Annotated in this window: 9 protein-coding genes and 3 pseudogenes; 10 read left to right on the top strand and 2 right to left on the bottom strand. The window is 54.2% G+C overall.

Annotation, left to right across the window (positions count from 1 at the left end; all coding sequences use genetic code 11):
- Positions 1-227: 227 nt before the first annotated feature.
- Positions 228-1,340 carry a glycosyltransferase family 4 protein gene (locus A0U92_RS04460; RefSeq protein ID WP_077812180.1) on the top strand — a complete coding sequence of 371 codons (1,113 nt, stop codon included), beginning with the start codon at positions 228-230 and terminating at the stop codon, positions 1,338-1,340.
- Between the two features lie 207 nt (positions 1,341-1,547).
- Here A0U92_RS04460 and A0U92_RS04455 read toward each other — a convergent pair.
- Positions 1,548-1,799: pseudogene (locus tag A0U92_RS04455) on the bottom strand (transposase); the annotation flags it as partial.
- A 247-nt stretch (positions 1,800-2,046) separates the two neighbouring features.
- Here A0U92_RS04455 and A0U92_RS04450 point away from each other — a divergent pair.
- The 6 genes and pseudogenes from A0U92_RS04450 to A0U92_RS04430 all read left to right on the top strand — a co-directional run bounded on the left by A0U92_RS04450 (position 2,047) and on the right by A0U92_RS04430 (position 5,695).
- On the top strand, positions 2,047-3,183 hold the full coding sequence (locus tag A0U92_RS04450; RefSeq protein WP_077812179.1) for a glycosyltransferase: 1,137 nt from the start codon (positions 2,047-2,049) through the stop codon (positions 3,181-3,183).
- Positions 3,184-3,366: 183 nt separating this feature from the next.
- Positions 3,367-3,480, top strand: a pseudogene (locus A0U92_RS17175) (IS5/IS1182 family transposase); the annotation flags it as partial.
- Between the two features lie 67 nt (positions 3,481-3,547).
- Positions 3,548-3,982: pseudogene (locus tag A0U92_RS04445) on the top strand (IS5 family transposase); the annotation flags it as partial.
- A gap of 119 nt (positions 3,983-4,101) precedes the next feature.
- Positions 4,102-4,653 (top strand): hypothetical protein, encoded by a 552-nt coding sequence (locus A0U92_RS04440; RefSeq protein WP_077812178.1) that lies wholly within the window; start codon positions 4,102-4,104, stop codon positions 4,651-4,653.
- A 35-nt stretch (positions 4,654-4,688) separates the two neighbouring features.
- Positions 4,689-5,075, top strand: a complete 387-nt coding sequence (locus A0U92_RS04435) for an endonuclease toxin domain-containing protein (protein WP_077812177.1) — start codon at positions 4,689-4,691, stop codon at positions 5,073-5,075.
- Positions 5,072-5,695 (top strand): contact-dependent growth inhibition system immunity protein, encoded by a 624-nt coding sequence (locus tag A0U92_RS04430; protein WP_077812176.1) that lies wholly within the window; start codon positions 5,072-5,074, stop codon positions 5,693-5,695. The genes A0U92_RS04435 and A0U92_RS04430 overlap by 4 nt, the downstream gene beginning before the upstream one ends.
- Before the next feature lie 256 nt (positions 5,696-5,951).
- On the opposite strand, the gene A0U92_RS04425 is transcribed toward A0U92_RS04430, so the two are convergent.
- Complete coding sequence (locus A0U92_RS04425; RefSeq protein ID WP_077812175.1) at positions 5,952-7,610, bottom strand: SulP family inorganic anion transporter; 1,659 nt, start codon at positions 7,608-7,610, stop codon at positions 5,952-5,954.
- A gap of 277 nt (positions 7,611-7,887) precedes the next feature.
- Here A0U92_RS04425 and cysS point away from each other — a divergent pair, with 277 nt between their 5' ends.
- From cysS to A0U92_RS04405, 3 genes are all read left to right on the top strand, one after another.
- Positions 7,888-9,249 (top strand): cysteine--tRNA ligase, encoded by a 1,362-nt coding sequence (gene cysS, locus A0U92_RS04415; protein ID WP_077812173.1) that lies wholly within the window; start codon positions 7,888-7,890, stop codon positions 9,247-9,249.
- Complete coding sequence (locus tag A0U92_RS04410; protein WP_187668865.1) at positions 9,246-10,016, top strand: RNA methyltransferase; 771 nt, start codon at positions 9,246-9,248, stop codon at positions 10,014-10,016. Before cysS ends, A0U92_RS04410 begins: the two co-directional genes overlap by 4 nt.
- A 186-nt stretch (positions 10,017-10,202) precedes the next feature.
- Positions 10,203-11,828, top strand: coding sequence for an NAD-dependent malic enzyme (locus tag A0U92_RS04405; RefSeq protein ID WP_077812171.1), 1,626 nt, complete (start codon positions 10,203-10,205; stop codon positions 11,826-11,828).
- Positions 11,829-11,906 lie beyond the last annotated feature (78 nt).

The following is an 11,906-nucleotide window of genomic DNA, read 5'->3' as shown; positions in this document are numbered from 1 at the left end:
CGCGTGTGAAGGGTAATTTTTTATAAAAAATCATATTTTGAATGAGAATTTTCTAAACGCATGGGATGGAAAAGATTCTTCTGACGAAGAGCGATCGCTTTAACTGCGTCCAGAGGAAATTAAAAAAGCTACCAGCATTCTCAATTAAAATCTCATGAAATATTCACACACAATATATTTTTCAAGCGTCGATTTAAGAGTTGAGAAAACAAACAGGATCAAATGAAGTGATTGTAAAAAAAAGAAAAGTTGGTTTTTTAATACAGGATATGGCTAATTTAGGCGGCACTGAACGTAGCGCTTCAATTATTATGAATGGACTAGCAGAATCGAATGATGTCTATCTCATTGAAGCCTATTCCAGAGGCAAGTCCGCTTTTTCATTAAACGATTCCATTAAATCATTCAGTCTATTCAAATCGAGGAAGTCTTTAATATCAGCATATATTTTATATGTTCATAAACTTTATAATTTAATAAAATTCATGAAGCTGGATGTTTTAGTCATTGTTGAAAGTACACATGCACTATATGGAATTCTTGCCACCAAGATGGCAGGAATAAGATGCATCGTATGGGAGCACTTTAATTTTAACGTCGATTTAGGAAAGAAGAAAAGGCGTGTTGCAAGATATATCGCTGCGAAATATGCCGATGATATAGTCGTTTTGACCAGTCGCGATCGAGAAATATGGAAAGAGAAGACAGATGCTGGCGATCGAATTACCGTTATCCCCAATGCAATACCAGATTTGAATAATATTCAGTATAATAAAGACGCAAGAACGGTTGTAGCGATTGGACGATTGACTTTCCAGAAAGGATTTGATCATCTTCTACTCATTTGGGATATCTTGAAAAAAGACAACCCGTCAAACGATTGGACATTAAAAATCGTAGGAGATGGACCAGAAGCGGTAAATCTGAAATGCAATTCATTAAAGATCCCTGACGTTCAATTCCTGCCTTCTCAGGAAAATGTAGCGTCTATTTATAAAGATGCCGGCATTGTAGTCTTAACGTCACGATATGAAGGGTTACCCATGGTCCTGCTTGAAGCAGCGAGTGTCGGTATTCCGATTGTGGCTTATGACTGTGAAACTGGTCCGGGTGAAATCGTTGAGGACAATAAAACCGGCTATCTGATTAAACCGTTTGATATAAATGGATTTGCCAGCAAGCTGCTAACTTTGATGAGCGACAACAATCTCAGAGAATTTTTTTCACATAATGCAAAAGAAAGTGCTCTAAAATTTTCTCAGACTCCGATAATAAACCAATGGCAGAAAATTCTGGAAACGCCCCACAGCGTGTCGTCATTTAAGCAGGATGATGATTGAAGCGAACTGGACGACTGCGAGGAAGATGGAGGAATCGAAGAACCGTTTTTTTTGCACTCCTGTTTCCTGACTTCAGGGTTATGACATTTTGATTGATGGTTGTCAGGGTAACTTTTCTCTGCGTTTTGATTCGTGTGGGGATATCACCCCGCTGAACTGCTCATGCGGTCGCACTGATCCGTTCCAGAAAGATAAAGCGACGCTCGCGAAACAGCAGACCGTTCTGGCATCAGGCACGCGATCTGAAGGCATCTGACCAGTGAAGCGCATGACGGACAGGCGGTCGTTGATCAGATATTCCGTCCGTTCGCCGGACAGGCTGTTCAGGGTCTGGATGATCAGGATTTTAAACATTATTATTACCGGATCAAACGGCGGACAGCCATCCTTGCGCCCATCTGAACAGGCCAGAGCCTTTTCCGGATCAGAGCGGAAGACTTCGAAATCCACGGTCCGGGAAAAGGGAATCACAGTCCAGGACTCAATATAAAGAGGCTGCCACAACCCTTCATGTATAAAAAATTTTAGAAATAAATTTTATTTCATGCATAGGATACTGTTGTGTTTATCATAGATGAGATATATTTAAATATCTATTTTCCTTTTATATGATAGTGCTGTTCAGATGCATATAGTCAAGATAAAATAGGTACTTTAGGAAACATTCGGTCATCACTCAAGTCTAGCATGGAACACTTTGCCTATCATGGAACATTCTGCAGGCAATCGACTTTTTAAGATAGGTGTCATTCTGAGGGATTTTAGGCTCGGCGGGAGCGAACGCGTTGCGATCGGTCTTGCTAATTACTGGTCTGCCCTTGGATTTCCGGTCACGGTATTTGTCGGGCGGAACGTGGGCGAAATGCGGAACTTGCTTCGCCCGGAAATCGTTGTGCATTCAGCATCAATCCCCATGACTGTTTCTGAAAAACGTCTGGCCAATAAAACTGCCCATGTTGCAAAGCAGTATTTTCGGGTCAATCCTGTGCAGGCCTGTTATGTGCCGGGTAACAGCCACTGGCCTGTTACCCGGTGTCTGGCGCAACTGCCAGAGCGGATCAGACCGAACCTTGTCTCACAGGTAAGTTCTCCCATTTTCCGAAAGACACGGAACCGGCTATCGCAGTGGGTATATAATGTACGCATGCAGTTTTTGCTGCGTGATAGCGACCATATTGTCACCGTCAGCTCTGAGCTGGCCAAAGATACACGTTCCGTGCTGACAGACCGAGATATCAAGGTCATTCCCCTGCCCGTTGTGTGGGATGAGTATGATCCTGCACCCTTACCGGAAGATGATACCCTGAACGTTCTGGCGGCAGGCAGGTTGGAGCCGATCAAAGGGTTTCATATACTGATTCAGGCCATCGCCCTTGTAAAAAAACAATGTCCTGCAGTCCGCCTGACCATCTGTGGTGAAGGACCAGAACGATCGAGACTGGAAAACCTGATTAACACTTTGGAGTTGCAAGACAATATAGTGCTGACGGGTTATGTCTCATCTATCCGTCCTTGGTTGGATGCATGCCGCATGTTTGTCTTATCCTCCCAAGCTGAAAGCTATGGCGCTGTTCTGGTAGAGGCTCTAGCTGCAGGGCGGCAGATTGTCAGCACCCGTTGTACCCCGGCGTTACAGGATCTAATGTTAGCTCCATGGGTGGGAGAGGTCGTGCCCGTGGATGACCCGTCTGGTCTGGCGGATGCCATCCTACGCTTGCAAAGTCAGCCACCTCCATCGTGTGAAAAGCTGGCCGAAATCGTACAACCCTTTCATCTGGCAGAAGGTGGAAAACGTTATCTTTCTTTGCTGACATCAGAATTTAAAGAACAATTAGCACGATGATATCACTTTGACTCAGCGTCGACACAAGAACGCGCTGGCCGATCTGGATGTGTTACGGTTAAGAATGCCTTTCCAAACCATGAGTTGAGCGCTTTGAAACACATGGAAGGTTGTGGCAACCTCTTTATATTGATGTATGGACTGTGATTTCCTTTTTTCGGCTCTGACTGGAGGAAAGGTGATATGAAGCAGACTGGTTTCTTTGATATTGAAGGGCGGCTGGAGCGGCTGAGTGGGCTCGGTGACCAGTTCGAAGCCTTTTCCCGGACTGTGGATTTCGAAGTCTTCCGCTCTGATCGGCTTTGTTGCAGAAATAGCTTGTTCCTGGATTCACGGAATGAATCCAGGATGGTAGCTGATTGTGATGTGCAAGCTGCCATCCCCGATCTACCGCACGACGAACTGGCCTTCGTATAATGCCGCACTGAAGCAGCGAGGCTCCCTGACGGTGTGGTTTGACCCGGCCATGGTCTGGAATGGGCTACCGACGGGATGCCGCGGTCGCAAACCCGACTATAGCGATGTCGCCATCCAGACCTGTCTGACACTGAAGGTTTTGTTTGGCATGGCCCTGAGGCAGGCGACGGGTTTTGTCGAAAGTCTGCTTTGTATGGCTGGGCTTGCGTGGTCTGTTCCGGATTTCAGCACTCTGAGCCGTCGGCAGAAATCCCTGACGGTCGACATTCCCTATCGTGGCTCGAAGGAGCCTTTGCATCTTCTGATCGACAGCACAGGGATCAGGGTCGAAGGAGAAGGCGAGTGGCACACGCGCAAACATGGTGGCTCGAAACGTAGGATACCTTCGGAGCCGGACACAATGCAGTGGGAAGCCATTTGCCTCGCGCTTCAGAAGGCGGAAGATCTTGCTTCCAGTGATGGTAAAACCATTGATTTCAAAGTAAAGGACATTGTCTGACCATGGTCGCTCCGGGTGCAAACGGTATCGTACATTATGCGCATCTGATCCGTACGCGAAAGTACGTGGCGGTGATTTCGATGGATAATCGCGGTGGCAGTTTTTTCTCTGTCACCGGGTGGTCCACATTTTTCGATCGCAAGGAGGCTACGCCGGAATGGATCGGGGAAAATCTGAAGAAGGCCCTTGAAACCAGTAGAGATTTCGTTGTCGAATGGGATGAATATCCTCTTCCACGAGACAAAATGGATGCAGAAGCCAAAAAATCTGGTCCGCTCTACATGGCGTTCTGGACCCGTGTTCAGGAAAAGTACGGCTTCACGGACTGGCGGGACGCACAGACCAAATCCGCTCTGGTTTTTGTCAGTTGGGAACCTGAACAGACGGATCAGGTCGAGTTCGCCGCATCGAAGGGACGGGGAACCAATCATTCAGCCTGGTATTCGAACGAGAACCACGGGAAGGTGTTTCATACGTCATTCAATGCCAGCAATCAGGAATTCGGAGAGGTCGCCATTCGGGCTCTCAATGTCTGCCGCCCCAATTATCTGTAGGCTGATGCTCGCTCTATCGCCACCGCGCCAATTGGATGACATTCGATCATTGGAATCAGGACAGTGGTAACGCCGTCAGCGACAAGGTGCTCAATACGCAACGGGCGTCATTTCTGGCTACACCAGCCGAGATCAAATACAGAATCTGGGCGGATCTTAAGGAGATGGCGATGCGATATACCGAAGATGCAAGCCGCAGGGGCACAGCAGAACGTGTAGCTTTCACGCAAGAGTATATTGAATCCTACACGTTCGAACTGGGCGTGCGCGCGGACGGGACAACGAAGGCGCAATGGGAGCAGATTTGCCAAGCTTATCACGGAGCGGCCGCGAAGATGGCGGACTATGAGAGGAACGGAGACAAACCCCTTACCTTTGAAATCGACGCCATCACAAACCCCATTACAAACACCACCTCATGAGCCAGACCTATCTCACGCCGGAGCGGATTCGCTGGCTTCATTACAAAAGCGCAGCCATCATTCTGTCACCGAAATATATTTCTATTGAATCGATGGAAATCTGGCGAGGAGAGTATTTTTCCCGCACAGGCTGGTGCGCCCATGCGCCGGGTGATGCGACAGACGCATGGATCGGGGAAAACTTCCGCAAGGCCCTGGTGAGCAGCGAATATTTCAACAAGCCGGAAGCACCCCGCCTTGATCCTGAGGCCATTGCGGCCATGAGAGAGGTCTCCAATCGCAGGCGTCTGGCCTTCGAGGACGATATTGCCAGAAGCTACGACTATAAGGATATGGATCAGGCCGGACGGAGATGCGATCTGGTCTTTTCGTCCTGGCATTATCTTGTCGATGATTTCGTCATTCTACGGGCGAGCAAACGGCTGACCGGCACTCATCGCGCGTGGCCCGAAGACAGGAAATATGCCGACAAGCACATGCATGTTCCTTTGTCTGTTCCGGACGAGGAACTGGGCTACGCGATAAGGGTCGCGCTTTCACGCTGCGAAGCGCCGGGGCGGCAGAAAATCAACACACCGCCTGAGTCGCTTCCACTTCCATGGGGAGAGGAGAAGGCGTGACAGATTTGTCTCCCTGTCAGTATGGATAAGGACCACCGAAGCGCAGTGGGAAGCCATCTGCCCCGCGCTTCAGAAGGCGGAAGTCCGTGTTGCTGCTACAGGCAAAACCATTGATTTCAAAGTAAAGGACATTGTCTGACCATGGTCGCTCCGGGTGTAAACGGTATCGTACAGTATGCGCATCTCTCCCACGGATAAAATCAAAGGAGAAACACTTGTCCGGAAATCCACGCAAGCAAAAGTTCCTTCGCGTCAGTCATTTTCCCATCGTCAATTGCGTCATCCTCTTCTTCGCCATATCCACCGCAAGGTGCAGCGCGTCCAGCAGATGATCTTCTCCGACAAGACCGATCAGCCGATGGCGGACCATATCGTTCCGCATGTCATGACTGACACGTCCGAAAAACAGCTCAACCTTCCGCGCCCGCAAGCGCGTCACAAGATCACGCAGCATGGCTGCGGCGGAATAATCGATATCCGTAATGGCCCCCGCATCAACCACAATGCAGAACACCGGATGTGGCGCGCTTTCGACAAGCACCCTCACATCGTCAGCGAAGCGTGTGCAGTTGGCATAGAAGAGATCGGCTGCGAACCGGTAGATGATCAGCCCCGGCTCGGTTTCCTCCCCTGCATGACAGCGCGTCGCCTCGAAAAGGCCGGAACGGACAGGCTGGAGCACGCTGGTATGGGGCTCGTAGCTGTGTCGCACATGGCGCAGCAGCGACAGCACGATCGCCAGAAAGATTCCCTGCTCCACCCCGACCGCCACCACTGTCGCCGCGGTGATGAGGGCAAGGCGGAATTCACCGGGGCTTTCCTGCCGGATGGCCAGCAGCCCGGACACATTGATCATGTCGACACCAATGACGAACACGATGCTCGCCAGCACGCATTGCGGCAGATACTGCAACGGACCTGTCGCGCAGAGCAGGATCAGCCCGGTGACCAGCGCGACGACAACCTGCGCACGCTGGCTGCGCGCCCCGGACCGCACGGCGAGCGCGGTCTGGGTCGGACTGCCATTGACCACGAACGTACCGCTGAGCGCCGCCGCCATGTTGGCTCCCGAAAGCCCAAGAATGTCGGCGTTTTCGTCTACGGTTTCGTTATACTGCACAGCAAAGGCGCGTGAGGTCGCCGCACTCTGGGCGATGATCACGAACATGCAGGAAAGAGCCGTCGGCACGATCACCGACAGTTCATTCAGGCCGAAATGGGGCAGCCCGAGGCGCGGAAAGCCGCCACTCACCGGCCCCAAAGTTGTGATCCCCATCCGCGAGAAACCAAACCACGCGCTCGCCAGAATGCTTCCCATCACCGCCACCAGCGCGCCGGGAATACGCGGCGTCAGATGGCGTGCCGCCACAATGCAGCCGGCCACCAGCAGCGAGAGGGCAATGGTCGGCAGACTGGCGTCATGGACATGGGTCACATCGCCCCACAACTGGAGCAACGAATTTCCGCCCTTCCGGGAAATGCCGACCATGTCGTGCAGCATGGAAATGGCGACCTGACATCCCACACCGGTCAGAAAGCCCACAAGCACCGTGCGCGAGAGAAAATCCGCAAGAAATCCCAGCCGGAACAGCCGGGCAATCAACAGCAGTCCGGCGGTAAACAGCGCCACGACCGGCACCAGCGCACTGTAGGCCGCACTTCCGGTCGGCGCGACAGACTGGAGGCCTCCGGCCATAACCGCCGCTGTCGCTGAATCCGCCGCCACGACGAGATGGCGTGACGACCCCAGCGCGGCAAACACGAGAGGCGGCAGAAGAGCCGTATATAGTCCCATGACGGCTGGCACACCGGCGATCCGCGCGTAGCCCATCACCTGAGGCACACTCAGCGCCGCCTCGGACAGTCCGGCGATGCAGTCTCCCCACCATGCATTTTTTTTCTTCGTGCTGATCATCCTGCCGCGTCTTCCACCCTCCCCTTGCTTCGAACCATCATCGGCCCGGCCAGCAGAAATGGGAACCCATACGAACCCATGTCCGGCATGAATCGTCAGGAATGCCCTTTGGCCACGCGCTCCAGTGTTGCGTTCCGACGCGTGAAAAGGCATCCACGCGGGATGATTTCCGGTTTCCGCTGGCATTCGATAAACATGAGCGGGAAAAGGCCCGTCCGGAGATCATGCATCCTTCCGGGCATTTCGGCAGCATCAGGACGACAGAGACCCTATTACGATGACCCAGCTACTGCTCCATGACAGCCAGCGGCGAGCGACAGTTCCGTTCGAGCCGCTCGATCCGGAGCATGTGAAGGTCTATTACTGCGGCCCCACGGTCTACGACCTGCCGCATGTCGGCAACCTGCGGGCCATGCTCACGGCCGATATCCTCACGCGCCTGCTGCGCAGGCTCTATCCACGCGTGACGTTCGTGCGCAACATCACCGACGTGGACGACAAGATCACGGCACGGGCCGCGCAGAACAACGAGGACATCGCCTCCCTCACCGCCCGCACGACCGCCGAGTTTCATACAGATCTCGCAGCGATGAACATGCTGCCGCCGGATATCGAACCACGCGCCACGCACAATATCGAACAGATGGTGGCGATGATCGCCCACCTGATCGAACTCGGCCATGCCTATGAAGCCGAGAGGCATGTGCTGTTCGCCGTCGCCTCCTTCCCGTCCTACGGCGCACTTTCAGGACGTGATCCGGAAGACCTCGTGGCGGGCGCGCGTGTCGAGGTCGCTCCCTACAAACGAGATCCGGGTGATTTCGTGCTGTGGAAACCCTCCACGCCGACCCAGCCGGGCTGGCCTTCTCCGTGGGGACGCGGGCGGCCCGGCTGGCATATCGAATGCTCGGCCATGTCGCATCGCTATCTCGGCGACAGTTTCGATATTCATGGCGGCGGCAGCGATCTGCTCTTTCCGCACCACGAAAACGAACGCGCCCAGAGCCTGTGCTGCTTCCCCGGCAGCAGGTTCGCCGACTACTGGGTGCATAACGCCATGCTGCTGGTCGATGGCGAGAAAATGTCCAAATCACTGGGCAACTTTCTGACCATCCGCGACGTGCTGGCGAAAGGTCCGGTCGAAGCGCTGCGTCTGCTGCTGATGGGCGCGCACTATCGCTCGGTCCTGAACTTCACATGGTCAGGACTGGACGAAGCAAAACGCACATTGGACCGGTTTTATCGGGCGCTGGAAAGCACATGGCCGCTGGATGTGGAAGGCCGTAACATTCCTGAGCCCTTCCTTGCCGCGCTGTGCGACGATCTGAACACGCCGAAAGCCATCGCGGAGCTACACACCATGGCGACCACAGCACTCGCTGGCGACCGTGAAGCCGCTGCCGATCTGCTGGTGTCCGGTCGCATGATCGGCCTGTTCATGCAGGAGCCTGCCGCATGGTTCCGGGGCGAGGCTGGCGACGGTCCCTCCGAAGCCGCGATCGACGCGCTGATCGCCGAACGTCTGGCGGCCCGCAAGGCGAAGGATTTCGCCCGCGCCGACGCCATTCGCAAGGAACTGACCGACAAGGGCGTGGTGCTTGAAGACGGTCCCGGCGGGACCACATGGAGGCGCGCATGACCGGGCGTGACGGCGGCGCCGATATCGGACCGATCGGCAACAGTCCGGTCGTCATTCTCGTGCGCCCGCAGATGGCGGAGAATATCGGCACCACAGCCCGCGCCATGGCCAATGGTGGTCTGTTCCACATGCGGATTGTCGCCCCGCGTGACGGATGGCCGCAGGAACGGGCATGGCGTGCGGCCTCCGGCGCGGATCGTATTCTCGATGCGGCGGAAGTCTTTGAGACGGTCGATGACGCCATCGCCGATCTGCATCACGTCTATGCGACCTGCCCCCGCCCCCGTCATATCGTCAAACCTCTGCTGACGGCCCGTGGGGGCGCCATCGAACTGCGGGAAGCAACCAGTCGTGGCCTGAAGGTCGGGCTGATGTTCGGCCCGGAACGCGCCGGGCTGGATAATGAGGACATGGCGCGGGCGGACGCGTTGATCCGCTATCCGCTCAACCCCGCGTTCATGTCGCTGAATCTGGCGCAGGCCGTGATGATCATGGCCTATGAGTGGTGGCTGACAGAGGACAACACGCCGCCCCGCGAGTTGATGACAAACGGGACTCACGTCGCCACAAAAGGCGAGCTTGAGAATTTCATGGGTCATCTCATCCGGGAACTTGATGACTGCGGCTTTCTCCGCAACGAGCAGAAACGCCCCGGGATGGTGCGTAACATGCGTCATTTCTTCACCCGTGGCGAGGTGACCGAGCAGGAATTGCGAACGCTGCACGGAGTTGTCACGGAACTGGTCAACCGGCGTCGGGTGCGCTGAGAAAGCGACAGAGAATGTTCAATATACTGAACATCCTCTCGACTTCGGCAGGCTATATTCCTTGAAAAACCTGAACAGAATCCTACGAATCCGGACAAAACCCGGTTTTTGGACAACACCGAAAAAATCCAGCATTGTGGACACACGCGATCCGAGACAATGACTGGAACAGAAAGGTGTTGATTCATGACATCCCAGAAATCCTCGCTCCGTGGCATGGCGCTGCTCAATGATGGCGACGTCAATCACGGCACAGGCTTTACGCTTGAAGAACGCAAGAGCCTCGGTCTGGAGGGTCTGATCCCGCCTCACGTTGAAACACTCGACAGGCAGATGGAGCGTTCGCTCCATCATATCGCACTGAAGCCGGATGATCTTGAGCGCTATATCTATTTGAACTCGCTGGTCGATCGGAACGAAACGCTTTTCTACAAAGTGCTGCGATCCGACCCGGCCCGTTTCGTGCCGATCATCTATGCCCCCACCCTCGCCCGGGCCTGCAAGGTGTTCAGCCACATCTACCGTCGTCCCCGCGGCATGTACATCACGCTCGACATGAAAGGCCGTATCGCGGAAGTGCTTCGCAACTGGCCGGAAAGTGATGTCCGGACAATCTGCGTGACGACGGGCGGCCGTATCCTCGGACTTGGCGACATCGGCGTGAACGGCATGGGCATCCCCATCGGCAAGCTGCAACTCTATACCGTTTGCGGCTCAGTCCCGCCCCGCTCCCTGCTTCCCATCCAGCTTGATATCGGCACGACCAATGCGGCGCTGAGAGCAGACCCGCTCTATCTGGGCGCACGCCGCGAACCGCCGCCGATTGAAGAACTCGACGAATTTGTCGAAGAGTTCGTGCAGGCCGTTCAGGAAGTTTTCCCCGGCTGCTGTCTGCATTTCGAGGACTGGAAAGGCACGGATGCGCTCCGTTACCTTGCCAGATATCGTGACAGGGTTCTGTGCTATAACGATGACATTCAGGGTACGGCTGCAGTCACGCTCGCCGGTCTGGTGACCGCTCTTCGCGTCAAGAAGGAGAAACTCTCCGAACAGCGCTATCTGTTTCTCGGAGCAGGATCATCCGGTCTGGGCACGGCCGATATGCTGGTTTCAGCCATGAAGCTGGAGGGACTGACCGATGAGCAGGCCTGCGAACGCATCACGCTGATGGATGTGGACGGTCTTCTGGAAACATCCCGCACAGACCTCCTCCCCGAGCAGCGGCGCTTTGCCAAGGAAGCAGCCCCGACACAGGATCTTCTCGCCACAATCAGGAACACGCGGCCGACGGTTCTGATCGGCGTTTCAACCTGTGGAGGCGCTTTCAATCAGGCCGTCATCAAGGAAATGGCGACACTGAATGAACGTCCCATCATCTTCTCGCTGTCTCTTCCGGAAACAAACGCGGAATGCACGGCGGAGGAGGCCTACACCTGGTCGGAAGGACGTGCGCTGTTTGCCGGCGGCATCCAGTTTCCCAACGTCGAAATCGACGACAAGGTGTTCTATCCGGGACAGGCGAATAATTTCTATATTTTCCCTGGTCTCGGTCTCGCTGTGTATGCGACACATCCTGAGATCATCACGGATGAACTGATTATTGAAGCAGCCAAAGCCCTGACGGATCAGGTTGACGAAATCGCGCTGGAACGCGGCAGGTTATTCCCTCCGCAGACAGACATCATCGACGTTTCCATGACATCCGCGGTCCGTCTTGCAGAGTTCATTTTCGACAAGGGGATGGCGCGGGTGGACAGGCCGAATGACATAAGGGCATGGATCGAGAAACAGGCTTACGATCCGCATTACTGAGAGCCCTCACGAAGTCTGGACATTATGTCGTGGTGCGGGCGGTGAACACACATAGTTTGGATATATTTTCAGTGGAGC

The sequence above is a fragment of the Acetobacter aceti genome, from assembly GCF_002005445.1.
GTDB lineage: Bacteria > Pseudomonadota > Alphaproteobacteria > Acetobacterales > Acetobacteraceae > Acetobacter > Acetobacter aceti_B.
The sequence above is the reverse complement of the archived record's forward strand: the minus strand, read 5'-3'. Positions and strand labels throughout refer to the sequence as shown.

Bases quoted from the DNA above. Each gene is read 5' to 3' on its own strand.
- A0U92_RS04410 (WP_187668865.1), top strand. From the start codon at position 9,246: ATGACCGGGCGTGACGGCGGCGCCGATATCGGACCGATCGGCAACAGT.
- A0U92_RS04430 (WP_077812176.1), top strand. From the start codon at position 5,072: ATGAGCCAGACCTATCTCACGCCGGAGCGGATTCGCTGGCTTCATTAC.
- A0U92_RS04435 (WP_077812177.1), top strand. From the start codon at position 4,689: ATGACATTCGATCATTGGAATCAGGACAGTGGTAACGCCGTCAGCGAC.
- A0U92_RS04440 (WP_077812178.1), top strand. From the start codon at position 4,102: ATGGTCGCTCCGGGTGCAAACGGTATCGTACATTATGCGCATCTGATC.
- A0U92_RS04425 (WP_077812175.1), bottom strand. From the start codon at position 7,610: ATGATCAGCACGAAGAAAAAAAATGCATGGTGGGGAGACTGCATCGCC.
- A0U92_RS04450 (WP_077812179.1), top strand. From the start codon at position 2,047: ATGGAACATTCTGCAGGCAATCGACTTTTTAAGATAGGTGTCATTCTG.
- cysS (WP_077812173.1), top strand. From the start codon at position 7,888: ATGACCCAGCTACTGCTCCATGACAGCCAGCGGCGAGCGACAGTTCCG.
- A0U92_RS04405 (WP_077812171.1), top strand. From the start codon at position 10,203: ATGACATCCCAGAAATCCTCGCTCCGTGGCATGGCGCTGCTCAATGAT.